The organism is Dyadobacter sp. HNCC25DJ186 (assembly GCF_056895235.1).
In genome coordinates this window covers 305,085-328,112 of sequence record NZ_JBXHAS010000002.1, presented here as the reverse complement: position 1 = coordinate 328,112, position 23,028 = coordinate 305,085, and the positions used below count along the sequence as shown (strand labels likewise).

Annotated in this window: 11 protein-coding genes and 1 pseudogene; 1 reads left to right on the top strand and 11 read right to left on the bottom strand. The window is 44.0% G+C overall.

All coding sequences use genetic code 11. The features are described 5' to 3' along the window. Positions 1-18 precede the first annotated feature (18 nt). The 11 genes and pseudogenes from AC1XUO_RS06250 to AC1XUO_RS06200 all read right to left on the bottom strand — a co-directional run bounded on the left by AC1XUO_RS06250 (position 19) and on the right by AC1XUO_RS06200 (position 18,292). Positions 19-2,679, bottom strand: a complete 2,661-nt coding sequence (locus AC1XUO_RS06250) for a sialate O-acetylesterase (protein WP_483328910.1) — start codon at positions 2,677-2,679, stop codon at positions 19-21. Between the two features lie 109 nt (positions 2,680-2,788). Beyond that, a complete protein-coding gene (locus AC1XUO_RS06245; RefSeq protein WP_483328909.1) occupies positions 2,789-3,880 on the bottom strand; it encodes an endo-1,4-beta-xylanase in 1,092 nt (363 codons plus the stop codon). A 159-nt stretch (positions 3,881-4,039) separates the two neighbouring features. Beyond that, on the bottom strand, positions 4,040-5,965 hold the full coding sequence (locus AC1XUO_RS06240) for an alpha/beta hydrolase-fold protein (protein ID WP_483328908.1): 1,926 nt from the start codon (positions 5,963-5,965) through the stop codon (positions 4,040-4,042). A 51-nt stretch (positions 5,966-6,016) separates the two neighbouring features. Then, a complete protein-coding gene (locus AC1XUO_RS06235; RefSeq protein ID WP_483328907.1) occupies positions 6,017-6,931 on the bottom strand; it encodes a ThuA domain-containing protein in 915 nt (304 codons plus the stop codon). 11 nt (positions 6,932-6,942) lie between these two features. Further along, positions 6,943-8,481, bottom strand: a pseudogene (locus AC1XUO_RS06230) (glycoside hydrolase family 43 protein). A 63-nt stretch (positions 8,482-8,544) separates the two neighbouring features. Next, on the bottom strand, positions 8,545-9,066 hold the full coding sequence (locus AC1XUO_RS06225; RefSeq protein WP_483328906.1) for a VOC family protein: 522 nt from the start codon (positions 9,064-9,066) through the stop codon (positions 8,545-8,547). A gap of 74 nt (positions 9,067-9,140) precedes the next feature. Beyond that, complete coding sequence (locus AC1XUO_RS06220; RefSeq protein WP_483328905.1) at positions 9,141-10,832, bottom strand: glycoside hydrolase family 43 protein; 1,692 nt, start codon at positions 10,830-10,832, stop codon at positions 9,141-9,143. 63 nt (positions 10,833-10,895) lie between these two features. Then, entirely contained in the window at positions 10,896-11,984 is a 1,089-nt protein-coding gene (locus AC1XUO_RS06215; protein ID WP_483328904.1) for a Gfo/Idh/MocA family protein, read from the bottom strand. A gap of 39 nt (positions 11,985-12,023) precedes the next feature. Then, on the bottom strand, positions 12,024-13,076 hold the full coding sequence (locus AC1XUO_RS06210) for a glycoside hydrolase family 43 protein (RefSeq protein WP_483329567.1): 1,053 nt from the start codon (positions 13,074-13,076) through the stop codon (positions 12,024-12,026). Positions 13,077-13,227: 151 nt separating this feature from the next. Further along, a complete protein-coding gene (locus tag AC1XUO_RS06205; RefSeq protein WP_483328903.1) occupies positions 13,228-15,042 on the bottom strand; it encodes a RagB/SusD family nutrient uptake outer membrane protein in 1,815 nt (604 codons plus the stop codon). A 7-nt stretch (positions 15,043-15,049) separates the two neighbouring features. Continuing rightward, entirely contained in the window at positions 15,050-18,292 is a 3,243-nt protein-coding gene (locus AC1XUO_RS06200) for a SusC/RagA family TonB-linked outer membrane protein (RefSeq protein WP_483328902.1), read from the bottom strand. A 606-nt stretch (positions 18,293-18,898) separates the two neighbouring features. Here AC1XUO_RS06200 and AC1XUO_RS06195 point away from each other — a divergent pair. Further along, entirely contained in the window at positions 18,899-23,017 is a 4,119-nt protein-coding gene (locus tag AC1XUO_RS06195) for a hybrid sensor histidine kinase/response regulator transcription factor (RefSeq protein WP_483328901.1), read from the top strand. Positions 23,018-23,028 lie beyond the last annotated feature (11 nt).

Below are 23,028 nucleotides of genomic sequence, written 5' to 3'. Positions count from 1 at the left end.
GTTTAACACAGGGCGATATTATTTTTTCAATTCACCAATATGCTCTGCCATATTCAGCATCGTATCGACATAAATGTCTTTTTCATTTTCTTTCAGATAGTGCAGCAGCTGGCTGTGCGCCTGATTGGAAACATTCAGCGCATGTTCACCTCCCACACCGTGAAAAAGAAAAACCAGCAGTTTACCGCTTTTCTGCGCCTGTTTAACGAGCTCGATCATCTTTTCTCCCGTTTCGCCAGACATACCATAACAATCAATATCCATCAGATTTTGCTCGTCAAGTGAATGCATTTCATGTCTGACTGCCCTTGCCGCTACAAACTCATCGGAAAGTGTCTGGATAAATTCACCTTCGGCCACTTTATTATGTCCACAGGTAAATGCAAAAGTTCTTTTCGTTTTTCCGTCAATCGACTTCAAATAGGCGTTGCACATTTTGATCTCATCCTGTATTCTTGCCAGACTGTATTTGCTTAAATCATACTCGGGTTTCACCCAGCTCATGCCCGGACCGCTAGCGTCACAAGGATGATACAACGTGTGATTTCCCAGTTCATGACCATTTTTTGCCGCAGCCCGCCAGTCTTTGATTCTGTTTCGGGCGGCATCCGATGAAGCGGTCAGATAAAAACTCCCTTTCAGACTCAGAGAATCCAGCGCCGGAATGACATTATCCAGATGCACATTCAGTGCATCATCATAGGTTAGCACAACCGCACATTTTTTTCCTTTCCAGGGTTTTGAATCATCCAGAATTTCCCCATCCGTTCGGAATGGAGAAGCGGGCAAACCTTCCGAATTATAAAAATTAATTCCCTCCGGATTATCCTGCCAGCCATAGCGAACATATTTTGGCGTTTTCACCAGTTCGCTTGACAGCTCAATCTGATCTTTTCCAAGGATCCGCGCCATTGCCCAGAAGAACTTTTTGTCATCATCTGCGATGGAAAACCAGCGTAACGGTTCCGAATCTTTGGAAGTAATACCCTTGGCTACATGATCAAATGTCAGGATGATTTTATCCTTTTCGATAGTTTGTGATTTCAGCGTCGGCCCGGAATAAACCACATTACTTTCATTGTAGGCCAAATTTCTGGCTGACAGTGCCAGTCTTTTTCCAATATCTTTTTTGTTCAAAGGATGAATATCATTCCATTCTCCCAAGTCCAGCGTTACGGTGACGGCTGTGTTTTTTAAACCAAGCGCCTGGTTTTGAGCTTCCCTGATCAGGGCCATATTACTTTCTGCCGGCGTATAATTTACGTCGTGAAAATTGGGCAGCTGCACGACCAGAAAGGGCGCTTCCGGTATTTTCCACAAACCTCTCCAATCATTGATCAAAGCCGGCATCAGCTTATTGTATGGCTGCGGATTATCTACATTTGATTCACCCTGGTACCAGATAAAACCTTTAAGTTTCATGGGTAAAACAGGTGCGACCATGGCGTTGTAAAGTGCTGCTGGCTGGTTTTGATGCACCAGAGGATTGCCAAAATTTCCTTTTTTCTGCGGTTGATACACTTCTCCAACTTTATATTGCCAGGTACCTTTTAAATCGATTTGCTGATTATCAACCGTCATGTAATAAGGTTTATCAGGTACAAAACCTCCTTTTCCGAATTGATTTGTAACCCTTATAACAAAAGTGTTTTTACCCGCTTTCAACAAACCTGCTGGAATCTCGTAACGGCGGGGCGGATACTGATAGGTGGTATTTCCAATCTTTTTGCCATTGACATACATTTCATCCGCATCCACAATGCGCCCCATGTAAAGTTTCACAGGCTTGCCAATCCAGTTTTCAGGCACTTCAAATTCCCTGCGAAACCAGACGACACCGTTCAAATCCTTCACCCCCTGATCTTCCCAGTAACCCGGAATATTGAAATTGCGCCAGCCCTTTGGCTGATAAGAAGTATTTTCCCAATGTTCAATTTGACCTAGATCAGTAACCTGCGGCTGTGATCTTTTATTTGGAAAAATGCGTTTGAATGAATTGACATAAGCAGAGTCTTTATTTTTGGCAATAATCTTCTGTATATCAGCAAAATCCTTATAACCACTCTCACTGATCCAGGCTTCAATGGGCGTACCTCCTACGGAGCTGTTAATAATTCCGATTGGCACTTTGTATTGATCGTAAAGATCTCTCGCAAAAAAATACGTCACCGCACCCATGGTAAGCACATCTTTGGGATTAGCCGTTTTCCATTCCCCGCCCGGAAAATCTTGTTCAGTTCCGTTCAGACTGGTCAGTGTTTGAACGAAAAAATTGCGGATATCAGGATAATTTGCCGAGGCGATATCCTCAGCAAAACGCTCTTTCACACGTTCCATATTAATGACCATATTACTTTGTCCGCTGCAAAGCCAAACATCGCCAAATGCTATGTTTTTGATCCGTATCTGGTTTTTACCTTTTAACACCATTTCAAAACCACTTCCAGCAGCTTGTGCAGGCAACTGGATTTTCCATTGGCCATTCGCAGTAGTAGCGGTGTTATAACTTATGTTTTTTAATGTCACCGTAACCTTTTCTTTTGGAGCCGCCCAACCCCAGATCGTAACCGGCTGATCCCGCTGCAATACCATGTTATCACCAATCAGCTTTGGCAAACGGATCTGCGCCGAAAGGTTGTAGGAAAGACAAAGCAGCACTAAACACTTAAAAAATCTCATTACAAAGCCTGATAATTTAATCCCACAATTTAACAACCACCCACTCATCACGATAAATGACCCACGTGACAACCCTTGACCAGACCTGACAATCCCTGACACAACTGCCTCACTTCTGAAAATCAACAACCCCTTCAAAAGCTTTTTTCGGCTTGTAATTTTGATCAAATAAAAGCGGGTAATCTTTACGGTTTGGCACCGGGAAATTATCCAGCCAGGTATACTTATCTGACACATTCCAGAAAGTCACGCCGGTAACTGTGCCTTTGTATTTTCTGAATACATCGAATAACATTTTGTACTGTGCAGCTTGTTTTTCAACCATTTCAGCAGTCAGCTCTCCCGTATCGGTTGACTTTTTTGCGCGCCTTTCATGCTCTTTTGGATGTACCGAAACGTCAAGTTCTGTAATCTGCACAGCCAGACCCAAACTTGCGAATTGTTGGATTGACTTTTCAAGCTCCTGTGCGGTAGGCTCATAAATAGACCAGTGCCCCTGCAAACCCACGCCGTCTACCGGCACTTTTTTGTCTTTTAACTTTTTAAGAAGTTGGTAGATCTTCTCTCTTTTTGCACTGCTTTCTGTATTGTAATCGTTGTAAAACAATTTCGCATCTGGGTCGGCAGAATGGGCATATTCAAATGCCTTTTCAATATAATCTTCACCTATGATTTCATAGAATTTCGACCGGCGATAAATGCTCGTGCTCGTGTCGGGCACAGCTTCATTGACAACATCCCAGGCATAAATCTTTCCTTTGTAGCGGCCAACCACATCATTGATATGTTGTTTCAAACGCGCCAGAAGTACTTCACGGCTTACCTGTTTGCCGGTAGAATTGGTAAAAAACCACTTCGGTGTCTGGTTGTGCCAGCAAAGCGTATGCCCCCTAACTTTCATACCATTTTTTTGAGCAAATGCTACAATAGCGTCCGGATCCTGCCAATTGTATTTGTTTGGCTCCGGATGGATCGGCCCCATTTTCATGGCGTTTTCAGGCGTCAGACTGCTGAATTGTGTGATAATTAATTCCGCATCGGGCCCGGTAAGGCTCCTGGGTGCTACGGCGACACCAATTGGGAAGAAATCTTTGTAGGCACTTTTTAGCGTTTTTTGAGCCAAAAGATCATTTGAAGAAAGTAACGTCGCCGATACTGCGACACATTGAAACCAGTATCTTAATCCTTTTGATTTTACCATGACTTATGTTGGTTAATTTTTGGCTTTCGGCGGTCGGCTTTCGGCTGTCACATCTTTGCACTTAACTAAGCCCCAAGAATGCCAGAATAACCTGGCCAACTGCCTGGGCGGCCAGCTGACAGCCGGCAGCCGATTGCCGAAAGCCGAAAGCCGACGGCTTTATTTAAATAATAACTGCGAAAACTGGAACAAATCATGTCTCCATACCGGCCAGCTATGTCCGCCGGGATATTCGCTGTACTTATACTTCACGCCGAGTTCATCGAATTTCGCAAGCATGATCTTACAATTTTTGAAAGCAATATCTTCCTCACCACCCATCGAGATCCAGAAGTTTTTCAGGTTGCCATTGATCTTTTCCGCATTGGTTTTCATGAAGGCATATTGCGGATCCGAGAGTGCCGTATTATTTGCAAACCAGCCTGAACTGAATACGCCGAGTGATGAGAACATTTCCGAATTTTTTATTCCGGCATATAAAGTTTGCAGTCCGCCCATCGAAAGACCTGCAAGCGCACGATTTTTAGCGTCAGTCTCTACCCTGAAATTGCTTTCCACGAATGGAATGGCACCTGATTTCAATTCATTTTCAAATTGTTTCAGCACATTTTCATTAAAACCGGCAAGGCCGCCCGAGCCTCCCATGTTTCCATCCAGCATGACGATGACCATCGGTCTGGCTTTTCCTTCCGATATTAAATTATCTAAAATCAGATCCGTTTTACCTTGTGTAGCCCAGCCACGCTGATCTTCGCCTCCGCCATGAAGCAAGTACAAAACGGGGTATTTTTCTGTTGATTTATCATACCCAGGCGGCGTATAAACGTACATTTCACGCCACATACCCATTGCTTTCGAAAGGTATTTTTTGATACGGATATCGCCATGGGGAACATCCCGCTGCGCATAATATCCACCGTTCCGGTAAGGGATCTCAATACCGCTGGCCATGCGGCCCATGCCATAAAAAGTTTCACTCGCAGGATCAGCCAGAGCAACGCCATCGATCAGAAGTGAATAATAGTGAAAGCCTTTGCTGATAGAATCTGTTGTCACCGCCCAGTAGCCGCCGGTATCTTTTTTCATTTCATACTTTTTACCCAGATCAATCTGTACTTTTTGTGCTTCCGGCGCCTTTACCCGGAACACCACCCGGTTATCGGGCAGAATCTGTGGGTATTGTGCCGTACGGATATTGGTAGCAGCCCGCGTTCCCAGAATGGTGTATTTTGATAAAGAAGCATTGTCAACCGGTTTGAACAAAAACTGTGAAAACATGTATAAACCATTTTTCCAAACCTTGAAATCATGCACGCCGGGTTCGATGTAATAGACATGCGGAACCTGATTTTCAAACATATAGTCATGCGTCCGCTTGCTGAAAGTGATCAGTCTGTCGTTGTCGCCACACGAAATGAAAAGTAATTTCAACTTCTTTTTGGCTTCCTCAGGATCAGGCATCAGCTCGGTTGGAATTTTGGTATTCGGCGCCGATGAAAAACCGCCTACCCAGGCAAACTGATCCAGATTTCTAAGTCCAAAGTTCAGAGACTGCCCCCCTCCCATGGATAATCCTGCGATGGCGCGGTGTTCACGGTCTTTCAAAACCGGATATTTGCTTTCTACAAAAGGGATCAGATCTTTCAGCAGATCCTGTTCGAAAGTTGCAAATGCGGCAACTTTATCAGGCGCCATAATATTTCCGGTAGCAGCGTCATCTTTCATCGCCCTGCCATTAGGCATCACCACGATCATCGGTTCAATTTTCTTCTCTGCATAAAGATTATCCAGGATCAGCTGTGGATTACCTCCTTTCAGCCACTCCTTTTCGTCCCCGCCAATGCCATGTAACAGATACAAAACAGGGTATTTTTTCTTTTTGTTAAAACCCGGAGGTGTATAAATCAGCACCTTTCGGGTAGTTCCCACCGTCTTCGACTGGTACTTGACCGAATCAATTTTTCCCGTAAGAATGCCGGCCTGCACCACATCATAACCTTTGGGCATTTCTTTCAGGATTTCCTGGGCATTGCTCACCACAGCAAGCAGCATGATGTTTGCGACAATTGTTATAATTCTTTTCATGGTTTGAAAGGGTAATTGCTGTAAATTTTTTGACTTATTGATGCACTCTATCTAAGGTGTTCGGTTTGAATTTTCCGGGCGAAGATTCAGTTTAAGCGCTGTCGGAAAATCAGGAGGAACGGGATAAGTCACCTTGCCTGTCGCCAGCCACTCTGCTGCTCTTATCACCGTTGTCTGATAACCAATGCAGCGATAAGCGGGAGGATAACTTTCACCTTTCCAAAGATGGCCAAGACTTGAATTGTAAACCCGTCCTTCTCCATATTTTACAACCCATTCCACCGGCCAGGTCCTTTTTGTACTCGTACTGTCAAAAGCACATGAAAGCACGCTGATATTTTCTGCCGGACCGCGCGGGAAATAATAAACCTCCGTATTGGCCGTTTGCCATTGATCAGGATATCCTTTATTAATCGGGTGTGGCGTCAGGACTTGAATCAATGCATTGAACCTCTCACCATGCGCTGTCCCCTCTCCTTCATTTGGCGGAATTCTACTTATGTTTTTAGCTCCGTCAACTTCCAGTGCATAACCTTCGGAAGCCCGTCGCCAGCCCAGTCCGATCATCTTGTCGTATTCTTTCCAATGGGGAAATGCATTGTTGGCCGAATGGAGTATGTACAATCCACCCCCATTACTTACATATTTTTCCAATTGTTTTTCAGCCTGCCCTGGCCAGCGCAGACTGGGTTTTTGCATGTTATTCGTATTTTGTATAATCAATTCATACTTGCCAAAATCAGGATTCCAGGCACTCCTGTCCAGGCTATCTGCGGGAATCGTGCTCACATCCACCAGAAACCGTCCGCTTTCTTCCAATATCCATTTGGTTACAGCGGTGGTTTGTTTCCAGTCATGGTTACTGAATCCATCCACGATCAAAACCGGTATTGGCTTCTTTTTTTGTGCCAAAACGTTGAGCGGGATGACAACGGACAGGATGAAGAAAAGACAAATTTTAAGCATAGTCGTATGATTTAATTACTCCCGTTTTCAATTTTGTTCTCTAAACTGAAAAAATCAAAATCCGCATATCCGCCAACATTTTTTGTTGCATAGTTGAACAGTCCAAAACGATAACCCATAAAATGCGGAATGGTATAAGACATTTTCAATGCTTTGCCAATAGGAAGCTAGGATTTTCCGTCGAGACTGTAAAAGAAACTGGCCGTATCCTTCTTGTCTTTGAAATCACATTCCGCTTTCAAATAGACTTTATTTTCAGCCAATGGTATACTTTCAATCTCCTCGGCCTTACCCATTAAAGAGCGAACCATAACAACCGACGATTTGTCGCTCCCCATTTTAACCCCTACAAAACCATAGTTCTTTTGCAATAATCCCAAACCTGCCATGTCTCCCTCTTTCATCTTTGAAATGTCAATCAAAGTGGAAGCTGAGGATTCAGGGCCTATGGTACGCTGCGTCAGTGTATTTCTGGCACTTACAAAAGAGGTGTCAATTCGTCCTGTTTTAAGCCGCAGAAATCCGTTCCGTTCTGTCACCGACCAAAGTTGATTATCCGGATTGTGGTTCCATTGCCAAACCAAGGGTAAGGCATTTTCTCCATTTTTACGTGAAAAATTATCCGATGCAACAATGCCAGGCATCAAACCTTTGCTGGCTGGTAAGTCAAGTGTTTCAGGCACTTTGCCTTCATTGCCCAGTACCGGCCATCCATCTTTCCAGGTAACCGGTACGAGATAAGGGATTCGGCCAACTGCGCCGTAATCCCGGAATAGATAGGCATACCATTTCCCTTCCGGTGTATCGATCAGTCCGCCCTGTGCTACGCCTGAATCCTGCAATCCAACACGGCCCTCATAAGGTCCTGTGATTTTATCCGCCCGGTGAATCACAACCGTCCGCATTCCTCCTTTTGGCCAGGTGATGTTGAAAAGGTAATATTTACCGTTCACCTTGAAAAGCTGCGAACCTTCTGCCGGAAGACCTCCTCCGGTACCGGAAGGCAAACTCGCATTTTCAATAATAACCTGCTCAGCCACATCTTTTTTCACCGCCGAAGCATCCGCTTCCAACTCAATCATTTTGATTTTCCCCGCTCCGTAAATCAGAAAAACTTTTCCGTCATCGTCAAAAAATAAGCTATGATCATGATAGGACGGCGAAAATGACGACATTTTCCACGGCCCTTTTTCTATGTTTTTTGTTGTAAAAACATAGGTCTTGCCAGTTGTCTGAGCGAAGGTTGTCACGTAAAATAATCCATTGTGATAACGAAAACTACTCGCCCAGGACCCTCGTCCATAAGTGCTCTTTCCATTGGTCAAATTCAGTGCATCCATATTCGCCAGCGTGTCGTAGGCATAACTCACCAGATGCCAGTTCACCAGATCAGTCGACTTCATGATCGGCAATCCCGGGCTCATGTGCATGGTAGTGCTACTCATGTAGTATGAGTTGCCCACACGGATCATAGCCATATCGGGCACGTCGGCAAAAATGACCGGGTTGGCTGCCATTTGCGCTTTAGACAAACCGCTCGAAAACAACATACAAAAAAGCAGGCAAAACAAAGATTTTTCTTTCATTGAGAAATGGCGCTTACGTCCGTTTTACTATTCAATCGGCCCGATCAGTTCTACAAAAGTTCCGTCAGGATCCTGCACCAATACAAAGTGCGCATCTTTATTTAGCTGCGTAGGCGTACTGCCCAGAAAAGCTACTTTCTGTCCTTTCAGCCTTTCGATAATTGGTTTTAGTGATTTGACATGGATGGTAATATATTGGGCACCGGTATCATCCTGAATGAATTTTTGTTTCGGATGCGCGGCTTTTTTGCCAAAACTCATCAGTTTCCATTCACTGGCCTCCGGACTGTTTTCAAGTTTCAGAATGTTGACATTCGTGGCGTCTCCGCCTGTCAGCCCGCCCCTTTTCCCAAATTCTTCGTTAATTGTGAAATTGCCGGTTTTTACCATACCAATTCCATTGACATAAAAATCCAGCGACCGCTCCATGTCAGCAACCACCACACCTACGCCAATTGACTTACTTGTAAAGTTGGACTGAGCGTGAACCAGACTGCAAAAGAGCACCGCGGAAATGGTCAACAGGTTTATAAAAATCGACTTTTTCATGTAATTTGATCTGACTATATTTTTAAAAACTGAATTTGAACATTGAATAAAACGAGGTTCAGTTTCACCCAAACCTATTTTGACACCTTTGGAAACATCGGATCATTCCCGCTGTATTTCAAATATTTGAAGGAGACTGAATTGGTAGTTGCCTCACCCGATGAAGTAGCGTACATGCCGAAAATACATCCAATAAACCCTCCTGCAACCTGCGTGCTCAGGAATTTAGCGTCAACCTTATCTTTTAAAAGCTGCCATGAAGACCCTTTTGAAAAATGAAAACTATAAGAATCGCCTTCGGCTGAGATGCGGAGTTTAACCGGTTTTGAAATATCTGCAACAGGCATTTGCGCCAGCAGTTCCATGTCTTTTTTGTCCGCAACGCTTTTAAAAAGCTGGATCATTGGCTTACCATTTTCGAATGATTTACTCAAAAAATAGAAATGAGATTCATCCTGAAAAATAGTTAGTCCTGCTTTTTCTTTTTCAGATTTGGGAGAAAAGTCTAGTTCGACTTCCGTTGTGCAATACAAATGCTGCTGACGTTTTCCGATGAAGGAAGGGTTACCCATCTCCATTATCGTTTCCGGTTTTAACTTCATCGTCAGGCCGCTTTTCGATGATAATGAAAATGAATTCTTATCAATGGTCCTCATAAAAAGCAACGCCGGATCCAAAGTTTTTTCGAAGGTCAGCGTATAGGCAAAGTTTCCAGCCTGAGGAAGTGCGTCCTTTTGTTTTACCTCTTTATAATTTACGGCATACTCGTATTTGATTTCTTTGCTGTCCGGATTAATGATCGGCCAGTCGTTTTTCCATTCAACAGGTGCGATGAAAGTTTCGCGGCCTGTATTGTAGAAATTACCTTCATAAGGTCTAACGGCGAGAAAAATAGCATAGGTCTTTCCATCGGGGCCATCCACAAACTGCGCATGACCAGCCGAAGTGATCGGATCTTTACGGTCATCCGGCAAACCTCTTTGCGTTAGAATCGGGTTATTTTCATAAGGGACAAAAGGTCCCCAAACAGATTTGCTGCGGAAAACAACTTCTGTATGGTTGACCGAAGTTCCACCCTCGGCAGCATACAAATAATACCAGCCATTTCTTTTCATGATATGCGGCGCTTCAATCCAGACCGGTTTTTTGCTCAGATCTACCCCGCCATTCACAAGCTGTTTTTCATCGCCGATCACCTTCAAAGTGGCAGGATCAATTTCGTAAATCCGGATCGTTCTGTGGCCTGGGTACAAGGACTTTCTCTCAGGCGGATCGCTGTTGTAGATGATGTAGGCTTTGTTATCTTCATCAAAAAACAGTGACGGATCTATGCCGCGGACCTGGGGAATACGGACAGGATCACTCCACGGACCAGCCGGATTTTTGGAAGTGACGATAAAATTTCCGTCGTGATCGATATCCGTACAAGTAACATAATACGTTCCGTTGTGAAAACTGATTGCCGGTGCGAATAAACCCCTGGTCAGTTTTTCACCCATAAAATCCATCTGCGACGGACGGTCTATGACATTTCCGATCTGTTTCCAGTTTTTAAGATCCTTGCTATGAAAAACCGGAATACCAGGAAAATAAGAGAAGGTAGAATTGACCAGATAATAATCCGTCCCTACCTGAACCACACTCGGATCAGGGTAAAAACCGGTTAAAATCGGGTTTACGATGGTGGTTTTCTGAGCGCTCGCGCATTCACTAAAAAAAATGCTGCCGGCAAAAAACACCGTATATAAAAAATGCTTCGTCTTCATTTAGTATTTTAATCAACGATTTGGTTGTCTGAACAAGCGGTGGTAAACCGCGGATACTTCTGCCTATATTTTCATTACTTTTCCTGCGGCGGCTGATTTGTAAATCGCTTCCACAACCCGGATATCTCTAAGACCTTCCTCTCCCGGTGCAATCAGATCCGTGTTGCGAAGTATCGCATCGCAGTCTTCATCCATTTGTTTGGCCTGCTGATTTTTAATTGGGAATTGAATCAAAGTTCCATCGGACAGACTTCCTTTATTCCCATTGTAGCCCGACTGCGGTTCAAGCTTAGCCCAGCCTTTTTCATAATTGACCTGCAAATGATTCATATTGATACCAAAACTTGTCTGGCAGGATGCTTTGGCTCCGCTTGGGAAATCAAGCATAAACATCATCGTTTCTTCCACTTCCTTGTAAATATCCGGACGTGTGGTAGATGCCTGGGCAAAAACACTGATGGGTTCCTCTCCGGTTGCAAGTCTTGCTCCCTGCAATGCATAAACGCCCATATCACCCATTACACCACCGCCAAGTGCTTTCTTTTGTTTCCAGTGATCGGTACGTGCGTCAAAATACCCGGCTGCACTTGTCACCATCTTTACCTTACCAAATTTTGGCTCTTTGGCAAGTTTCATAATGGCCTGAATATTAGGGTCATGCTGACAACGGTAACCGATCGCCAGTTTTACTTTACTGCTGCTGCAAGCCTTGATCATCGCTTCGCAATCTGCTACTGAAGGAGCCATCGGTTTTTCACAAAATACATGTTTGCCTGCTTTTGCAGCGCGCACCACATATTCTCTGTGCATGGATGGAGGCAATACCACGTATACAATATCGATATCCGGATTATTAGCGATCTGATCGAAATTCTGATAATTGTAGATATTTTTGTCAGGGATCTTATATTTTGCCTTCCAGGTTTCAGCTTTGGACGGCGTACCGGTAACGATACCAGCCAGGTAACATTTTTCAGTCATTTGCAGCGCCGGCGCCAAAAGATCTGTACTGTAATATCCTAATCCCACCAGAGCGATGCCTAGTTTTTCTTTTTTCTGAGCGGTAGCTGCCAGCAACGGATTACCGGAAAATAAGGCCGCGGCTCCTGCCAAAGTCAGGGTCGACAAAAAATCACGTCTTTCGATTTGCATGTTAGTTTTTGATAGAAATGAACAATAATATATTTATTATCAAGGCGTTATTGTCTTAATATTTCCATTACCATCTCTCATCAGTTCTCTGACTTTTACACTGCGAAGATGTGTTTTCCCCGAAAGCTCAGCATCGTGATAGAACAGATACCATTTTCCCTTCACTTCATCAATCGAGTGATGGGTGGTCCATCCTTCAACCGGATTCATGATCACGCCTTTGTAAGTAAACGGACCGTAAGGTGAAGTTCCCTCAGCATAACAAAGCAGATGGGTATCACCTGTTGAATACGAGAAATAATATTTTCCATTAAACTTATGCATCCATGCACCCTCAAAGAAACGGCGGTCTGTATCGGAGGCAAGCAGAGGTTTGCCATTTTCGTCCAGGATCTGAACATCACGCAAAGGCTCGGCAAACGATAGCATATCCTCTTTCATCAGGGCAATCTTTGCATTCAACGCTGGCTCATTTTCGTGGCCTTTGCCAAGATCAGTCATTAGAGATTTATTGTAAGTTCCCGTGTGCCAGCGTTGTAGCTGACCTCCCCAGATACCTCCCAAATACATATAAGTTTTACCATCAGTATCGGTAAAAACAGCCGGGTCGATACTGTAACTTCCTTCTATGGGTTTTGCCTCAGCTTTAAAAGGGCCGGTTGGCGATTTACTTGTAGCGACGCCCATCCGGAAAACGCCCTCTTTGTCTTTTGCAGGAAAATAAAGATAATAATTACCGTTTTTGTAGGCTGCATCCGGTGCCCACATTTGCTTATCCGCCCAGGGCACATCTTTTACGTCAAGCGCCACGCCATGATCGGTGACTTTTCCACCGATCTTGTCCATGGAAAAAACATGGTAATCGCGCATTTGAAAATGCCCGCCTTCGTCATCTTGCGGCACGTCCGCTTCAACATCATGTGAGGGATAGATATAAATTTTTCCGTTAAAAACATGCGCTGAGGGATCGGCGGTATACAAACCGTCTACCAGAGGCTTGATCTTTTCAGGTGCTTTTTGGCAGACGACCTGTCCGGTAGTGGCAATAATTATCGATAAAGCAGCTATAAGATTGTTATTGAATCGTATCATCATTTAAGTTTTTTATACAAAAAGCAAATCGTTGGACCGTTACTACTTATGTCCTTTTATTGAAATCCAGACAAAACTAATCCTGAGACACAGAACTGCGCTTGTGGCAGTCCCGGGTCCCAGGTTTATCGTTTCTAATCAACATTTAAAACTAGTATCCCGTATTTTGAGGAAACTTGGGACCTTCCACTACCCTGTCAATCTGAGACTGTGGGATTGGACGTAACATATGAAAATCTTTGATGTAAGGAGCGGCCTCTTTGTTCCATTCCTGCACACGGCGGACAAGAGAACGTGTTCTTACGAGGTCGTGCCACCGCTGCCATTCTCCGAAAAATTCACGGCTCCGTTCGTCAAGAATAAAATCCAGGGTTACGTCAGCGGCGGTAATGTTCATAGCCGTCGCAGCAGCTGTATTCTGAGCCGTAGTGTTAGTTTTCCTAAATGCTGCGCGCTGACGTAAAACATTGATCATTGTGGCAGCTTTTGTCGCATCACCAGCTTTGAAATAAGCCTCAGCACCTGTCAGGTAAACATCCGAAAAGCGGTATAAAACGGCGGGACGCGTTGATGGATCGTTGAAATTGGCTCCGCGGCTTGGATCCATGTATTTTTTCAATGCCGGATAAATACCATTATTCCAAAGACTTGGCGGCACAACAATGCCTTTAAATGGCCTTGATCCTACAAACTGAGGTGCGCCAGGTACTTCGTAATCAGGCAGCCAGACAGCCGTGTCTACCCCGGGTACGGTCGTATAACCGATCCCGCGCGTATTATTCGCAGTCGTTGGCGTATTCGTTACCGCAGTGTTTGAAATGTAAACCGTATAAAACGAATTGGCGAAACGTGAATCGACATCACGGTTTGTGAAAGCCTGATCAAGGAAATAATTTTTTCCTGTACGTGTACCCGTTGTCTGTTTATCCGAATTCGGGCGCATCCGCACATACGGGCGGCCATAGTACGAATCTCTGATCATCCCCGAAGTTCCGCTGTTGGTAAAAACGCCGGCAGCATTTTTGATAGAGTTGATGCCACTGTTGTTAGGATAATTCCAGTTCGTGAACCATGGACTCAGGTTTTGTGCCGCACCGCCACCGGCTGCTCCACCGACGTTATAATAACCATATTTTGGATCCAGGACGTGGTCACTGACAAACATCGTTTCCTTGCCGTAGTCGTTTGCGGGAACAAATGCATCGCCATAATCCTGCCATAGATCCAGGCCGTAAGCAGATTTGTTGGCAATAATTTCATCACAAAGTTTTGCAGCCTCCGTAAAGTCACTAGCCGTATTGTTCAGCCAGCCGCGGGTCAGGTATGCTTTGGCCAGCAGGAACTGTGCAACCGGTTTGGTTGCAGCTTTCCCCAGGAATGGAGCCGTAGGCTGATTAGGTAAGTCCGCCGCTGCTTCTGTAAGATCCTTGATGATCAGCGCATAAACATCGGCTACAGGTTGACGGGTTGCTGCCTGGGACGGTACGGTAATGAATTCAGTATGAAGCGGGACATCGCCCCAGGTCTGTACAAGATAAAAATACCAGAATGCCCTCAAAAATTTGGCTTGAGCAAGATACTGCTTCCTTGTTGTTTCGGGCAATTCTATGGTCTGACCATATTGAAGCACGCCATTCAAGGTGTTGATATCCTGAAAGGCAACACCCCAGGCAGATCCGAAGTTGCTGCTGTTCAGACCATTGTAAGTATAGGCATTACCCGTACCGGCATTGACACCTTGAATAAACTCGTCGGTTCCGGCTTGCATTTCAACGGTGAACCCTTCGGTACCCCATTGGCCCCTGATATCATTATAGACCCCTGCTATTCCTCCAAGCACACCCGCCGGGCTGTTGAAATAAGAAGGAACAATCTGTGACTGTGGATGCTCTTCGAGCACTTTTTCACATCCAGTGCTTAGTGCAGCGATCAGCCCGGCAGTAATCAGAATTTTTATGGATTTCATGATCGTATTAGAATTTAAGGTTAACGCCCACAGTGAATTGTCTTACCGGAGGATTATTAAGATTTACTGAAATCTGACGTTCCGGCGTCCCACGGTCGCTGGAAGCATCCGGGTTTAGGGTCGACTGACCGCTTGCATAACTGTTTCCTTCCGGGTCGATAGCCAGATTATCTTTCACCAAAGGCGAATAGATTATAAATGGATTGGTCAGGTTTACGTAGATCCTGGCCGATGTTGCACCAATCTTCTTGAAAACGTTACTTTGGAAGGTGTAACCCAGGTTAATGCTTCTGCATTTAATAAAGGAACCGTCGTAATAGCCAAGCGTTGAACCAAAGTTTGCCACAGCGCCGCTGGCATCAGGAGCAGGAAATGCGTTGGTAGGATTTGTTTCTGTCCAGTAATCCGTTTTTACCTGATTCACACGGCTTTGATTAAAGAAAGCAAATCCACCTGATCCTGTCGAGTTACCTGTAAGATAAGGCACAATCACTTTCATCCCCATACGGGCATAAGTAACAACGGAAGCATCAAAATTCTTGAAACTGAAACGGGTCGTAAGGCCTCCCTCCCATTTGGGCTGAAAGTTCCCCAAAAGCTGACGGTCGCTGGCGTCAATTTTTCCGTCGCCGTTCAAGTCTTCCACCCTGATCTGTCCAGGATGTTGTACAGGCGATGTCTGCTGGGCCAAAGTGCCGTTTTCCTTGTCGGCAGTCTGCCAGATACCCAATTTTTTATAGTCATAAATAACGGAAAGTGGTTGCCCTACAAACCATCCGGCACCGATGTTGGATTGTTCTTCCGGCGTTGTCAACTGCGTGATTTTCTCACGGTTGAAGAAGTAAGTTGCATCTACACTCCAGTTAAATCCTTTTGGTTTTCTGACGATCTCAAAGGTTGTCGTTACTTCCACCCCTTTTCCTTCTGTTTTTCCAAGGTTTTTCAATGTAGAACCGGCACCATTGCTGGCTGGCAACGGAACTGACAGCAAAATATTCTTCGTTTTTTGGTGATACCAATCCACCGAACCGGTAATGCGGTTATTTAGTATACCAAAATCAATACCAATATCCAGTTGAGAAGTCGATTGCCAGGTCAGGTCATTAGCGGGCAGGCTGGTCACTGTATAAGCCAACTGCTGTCCGGCAGTACCCGTTCCGAAATTGTAATACCCGGCTGATAATGCGCCAAGTGTTGAATAGGCACCCACATTCCGGTTTCCGGATATACCCCAGCCGCCGCGTAGTTTAAGGTTTGAAACAAAAGTGGCTGATTTCATAAAAGTTTCTTCGATTACATTCCACCCCAGCCCAATAGCCGGATAATTAAAATACTGATTACCAGGAGATAATGTAGAAGATCCGTCACGACGTAAAGTCATGGTCAGCAAATACTTGTCGGCATAGCTATAATTAAGTCGACCCATGTAAGATAACAATCCCGTTTCAGAAAATGAGTTACCAAAATCCGAACTAGCGACAGGCTGACCTGATGCAAGCGAAAAGTTTGATGTTTTGATATAATCCGCCGGCACCCCCGTTACTGTGAAACGGCTGCCGAGCGAGTGGTTTTTAGTATACTCATAAAGTGCTGTAAAGCCCAGTTTATGCTTGCCAGCAAATGTTTTATCGAAATAAAGCAAATGCTGCAAGTTCACATCCCAATATTCTGTGTTACTGATCTCGGCATTGGATGATGCCTGTGTTGTAGCAGAATTGAAATACGTCAGCGGGCCATTGTAGCCATTGTAATTAGACTGGCTGAAATTTAATCCCGCATTGAAACGGTATTTCAGTCCTGGTAAAATGTTTACCTCTGCATAAATGCTGTTGAAAGTCCGCAGCGCGCGTGTCCGTCCCATGTAGGAATCTTTTTTGGTCAAAATCGTAAGCGGACTTACGCCGGCTGCATCAATAGAACCTTCCGACGGAAATGTATTGACGGTACCATCAGCATTGTAAGGCGATGCCAGAGGAGTAAGGCGCACAAGACCGCCAGGTATCCCGCCCCCACCAGGTGTGTTTTGGTAAGTCAGCGTGTTTAAAGTATTAAGCCCAATCTTTACATGTTTGCCGATCTTCTGGTCAATGGTAGCACGGATGTTAAAACGCTGAAAATTTTGGCTTGGAATGATCCCGGTTTCGTTGAAATAACCTAAACCTAGGGAATACTGAGTAGTTTCACTACCACCTTGCACACCTAATTGGTGATTGGACATAAAACCTGGTTTATAAATCAGATCCTGCCAGTTGGTTGATACGCCATTATCAAGTGCTTCCTGCTCTTTTTGGGTTAACACATAACCGGATGTTCCCGGGCTTGTGCGGTTGTATTTGGCTGCATCAAGTTTGAACTGAGCGTATTCGGGGCCGTTCATCACGTTGAACTTACCCATTACCCTTGTTTCTCCGTGATATCCGTCGTAGCTGAATACCGGTTTACCAACCTTACCTCTTTTGGTCGTTACCAAAATAACGCCTCCCGACCCACGAGATCCATAAATAGCTGTTGCAGAAGCATCTTTCAAAACTTCCAGGCTAAGGATATCGTCCGGGTTTATATCATTAAGACCACCAAATGGAATTCCATCAACCACCACAAGTGGGCCATCCTGATTATCTGCGGTACCTGAGCTTGTTGTAAGGGTTCGGTTTCCCCTGATTCTGATCTGTCCCTGAGAACCTGGCGTACTTCCGTTACTAATAATTGACACACCTGCCGCACGGCCTTTCAACTGATTGATCAGGTTAGGCGCTGGCACTTCTTTCAGCGTAGCTTCACTCACAGAAACAACGGACCCGGTGACATCCCTTTTCCGCTGCGTACCGTAACCTACCACCACCACTTCATCCAAAACTTTATTGTCACCTTTTAAGATGACATTGACAACTTTTTGCGTACCAACAACAACTTCCTGGGAAACATATCCAACAAGGGAAACGACCAGAATTGTATTGGCATCATCGGCAATTAGAAGTTTAAAATTTCCGTCCGTATCTGTAATCGTTCCGCGCGTGGTGGATTTTATTAAAATACTTGCGCCAGGAAGCGCCGCACCATCTTCACCAGTAATCTTACCCTTGATCTCTACATCCGCAACAGACACTGATCTAGGTCGGCTTCCATGGTTAAGTAAGGATGTCCCGCTGGCAAAAGTTTCGGTAGGAAAACCGCCCAGCAGTAATATCGGAAGGCCTGAGATCCCCAGGACTCTTGCCAGCATATTACGGTTTAATAAAGAGTCTTGCATAACTTCTAAATAATTAAGTGTTTTCGAATTGATTGAGTTGTACCTACTAAATGGTAGTCATTTAATATTTGAAGCATCAAAATACTTTCCGGTAAATGTTTCAATTGGTGCAGTGGCATGTCATAAAATTTGGGTTAGATAAGGTTTTCACGAACATTTTCATTTGGTTTTAACGATCAATTAGTGTCAATTTGACATTATTTAATTGTGGCACTATTCCAGTTCTCAAATTCCCAAACATACGATTTCGCATCGAAGGGTAATTTTTTAACCGGCATTGATAAACCTGAGTTAACACTTAACCAGGTTCATCATTTTTCCCAGATATTATTTAATTAATTATCGACAAATGTAACATGGCGGCGATGTCAACTGTGAGCAGATTTGTTCATTTTACCGCTACAAATGTTCAAATCCATTAAAAAAATGCCGTATTCAAGGAGAAACTTGCATTTTTAGGATTAAAATACCGTTTTTCGCATGTAGAATGTTGCTGTGGACCTGTCGGCGGAATCGTTTTAGTCGCAATGCCTGTTCACACTATTTGTACGCACACTGAAATACTATTGTCTCAACATTGGCTGGCTTCTTAATTAAAACATATCAATGCGCTTAACAATCAATTTTTTATACTGCTTTGCCTGCTTGCTGGTTATCATTTGTACTACCCTGTGTACAGCACAAGCTCAGCGTCCGGAACCGAAGTTCACGTCGATTACCTCCATGGATGGGTTGTCGTCCAATACGGTGACAGCCATTTTAAAAGATAGTTACGGGCTGATGTGGTTTGCAACAGATGATGGTCTCAATAAATTTGACGGAACTGATGTGACCGTATATCGGCATAATAAACTGGATTCAACCTCACTAAAATCCAGCGATATTGCGAGCTTACATCAGGACCGGACGGGCGGCATCTGGGTTGGAACTATTGAAGGTGGACTGCACTATTATGATAGACGAAAAGATTCTTTTCTGAGCATCCCATCTCCACACAGTGTTACCAGTATGAGCAGCGATGCAAAAGGGAAACTGTGGGTAGGAACGACCAGTGGATTAGCTAACGTAGATGCAAAAAGTCATCGGATCAGCACATTTTCTTCAATACCAAACATTCCCGACGAGATTTCGAAAGGACTGATATTAAGCATTGCGATCGACAGTAAACAAAGAGTTTGGGTTGGCTCGAAAAATGGTCTGTATAGAATTGATCCTTCCCGGAAAGACAACGAATACATTAATTATCTCCAGGCTTTACCGGATGAAACGGGTTCCCGAACTGTAAAATCTCTCATCGAAGATCAGGATGGCAATTTATGGGTAGGTACATATAGCGGCGTGTTAAAGCTTAATTCAAACGGGCAGATATTACAGCACTTCAAGTACGAATCGGGCAATAAAAATTCTCTGAGCTCCAATATGGTCTTTGCGATCACGCTGGATAACGCCCACAATATCTGGATAGGAACCGACGCCGGACTCAACATTCTTGATACCCGTAAAGGAAATATTCAACGCTATGGACCGGATGCAAGAACTGAATTTAGTTTGACCAATAAATCGGTTCGCAGTTTATTAATTGACAATCAAGGTATCTGTTGGCTGGGCACTTACAAAGGCGGAGTCAATAAGTACGATAAAAATCTGGCTATTTTTGGATTAAAGAGGTCGGATACCAATGATCCGTTTGGACTGAACGCACCATTTGTTACCTCGTTCGCCGAAACTTCATCCGGTGATCTGTTCGTCGGCACAGATGGCGGAGGACTAAATTTGTATGATCGGGAGAAAAATCTTTTCAGAAAATTTGTGATCAATCCCCAAAACAGGAATGCCGCTTCGGGATTGGCGATTCTGACGCTCGAACTGGCTTCAAAGGACGACCTTTGGATAGGTACTTTTCAGGACGGCCTGTTCCAGTTGAATCCAAATACAGGTGCCTACAAGCAGTATATCCGCGGGAAAGATTCATCCAGCCTGAGCAATAATGAAATCTTTTGTCTCGAAAAAGACCGATCCGGCAAGTTATGGGTAGGTACCAATGGTGGCGGCGTCCATTTGTTTGATCCAAAAACAAAACGTTTTGAAAGATATTTCGATCCGTCAAGTCCAGCTTCGCGGCGGATCGTTCCGCTCAATGGGTATATCAGGGATATTTTACAGGACAGCAAGGGGAAAATATGGATTGCCTCACATGGAACTGGCGTGGCTGTGTTTGATCCCGTCAAACGAAAATCCATTTTGTTGGACAAACAATCCAGCAATCTTCCAGGCAATATCGTCTCTTCTTTGATAGAAGACAAAAAAGGAAATATCTGGGTTGGCACATTTGGAGAGGGACTCGCTTTTTTTGATCAACGTTCAAAAAAATTTATTTCCTACGGAGAAAACGAAGGATTGGCAAGCAACGTCATCAACAAGATACTCGAAGATGATCAGGGACGCATCTGGGTAAGTACCAATCAGGGAATCAGTTTCTTTGATCCGAAAAATAAAAAATTTACCAATTACAGCTCTTACAACGGAATTCAGGATAAAACATTTGTATTGGGTTCAGGTATCCGGACGTCCGACAATATCCTGTTTTTTGGTGGAATTGCCGGATTCAACTATATCGACACACGAAGTTTGCCTGGCGGAAAAAATATAGCACCGATCATCCTTAAAGATCTGCGGATTGGTAACCGGAGCATTACGCCGGCAGATTCAAATTTTATAGATGCGGACATCTCTGTTGCCAAAACGATAAATCTAGACTACAAACAGAATTTTTCGGTCGGTTATGCCGCGTTGGACTATACCAATCCAAGACAGATGCATTACCGGCACAGGCTTGTGGGTATGCAACCCGAATGGAATGAAACCGGACTTAATAATTTCGCCAGTTATACCAATTTGAGCCCTGGAAGTTATGTATTTGAAGTACAGGCAAGCAGTGATGGTATCGACTGGAATCCTCAGACTACCTCGATAAATGTCCATGTAAAACCTCCGTTTTATCTGACCATTTATGCCTATATCTTTTATCTTCTGACGCCGATCGGAATTGTATTTGTAATGCGCCGCCGGGGTATTCAAAAACTTCAAAGAGAATTCAAAGAGCAGCAAAAACATGCGGAGGCTGAACAGGCGAAGGAACTGGACAGACAAAAAATCAAGTTCCTCACCAATCTAAGTCATGAACTGAGAACGCCAATTTCCTTAATTCTGGCACCTACTGAAAATTTATTAGTCAAAACAAAAGCGACCGAATTAAATTCACCGGTCCTGGCGATTAAGAGAAATGCCAAAAGACTGCTCAATCTTGTCGACCAGCTGCTGGATATAAAAAATATGCAGCAGCAGGAAGTAAAACTAAATCTTGAAACAAAAGATGCTATCCTTTTTATCAAAGATACTTGTGAACAGTTCAGCGACCTTTCGTTCAGAAAAGGTATTCAATTTAAAATTGAAAGTGCCATTCCTATGTTGTACATGGATTTTGATACGGAAAAACTGGAACGGATACTTTTCAATCTGCTTTCAAACGCATTCAAATTTACACCCAAAGGAGGAGAAGTAAAACTGGAAATTTCGCGGCAGGATTCTCCGGAAAACACGTCCTGGCTGATCATTTCGATAACAGATACCGGCGTGGGTATTACGGAAGGAAATCATGAGAAGATCTTTGAAAGGTTTTTTCAGGATGACACCGATATGTCAATCCTGAATCAGGGAAGCGGAATCGGGCTTTCGATCGTGCGTGAGTTTGTTCAGTTGCATCAGGGAACTATAACAGTCAAGAGCCAGCAAGGTTTGGGAAGCTCGTTCATAGTCCGGCTTCCTATTGTGACAAATTCCATTCCGCTTTCACCAGCTGACCAATATGGCTCAGACAACCTCCGAACGCCTTCTCCCAGTCAGGATATGGCAGTGATTAAAAAAGAAAAACCAAATCTTGAAGACCCGTCCAGCGTTTTGATTATTGAAGACAATGAAGAATTCAGACATTATCTAAGAGAAAGCCTCATGCCCTTTTATCATGTGATCGAAGCAAATAACGGAAAAGAAGGATGGCAAAAAACGTTGAGCCATCACCCGGAGCTGATCGTCAGTGATATCGCCATGCCGGAAATGGATGGGATCACGTTAAGTCAGAAGATCAAAGCGGACAAAAGGACGAAACATATTCCGATCATCTTACTTACGGCATCAAATGGTGAACAGCAGCAGCTTGAAGGACTTAATTCAGGGGCCAATGATTATCTGACAAAACCTTTTAATTTCGAGATTTTGAACGCCAAAATCAATAATCTCATTTTGTTAAACCGGCTTTTAAAAGGTGTATATTCCAGGCAGATCAAAGTTTCTGACGAGCCGGTACAAATGGAATCAAGTCAGGAAAAATTGCTTAAAGACATGCTTTCCTACATCGAAGACAATCTTCATACATCACAACTCAGCGTTGAGAGTTTAAGCAGACATGTGGGTATGAGTCGCGGAACACTTTATAGTAAAGTACTGGAAATGAGCGGACAAACTCCCATTGAATTTATCCGTTCCATCAAACTTGAAAAAGCGGCGATATTGTTGGAAAACAGCGATTTAAGCATTTCTCAGATATCTTATATGACCGGCTTTACTGCTCCTAATTACTTTGCAAAATCATTTAAGACCAAGTTCAACATGCTTCCAACGGAATACAAATTAAAAAAACGAAGACGCCTTCCACAAATCGTAAGCTGAATTTGAATCAC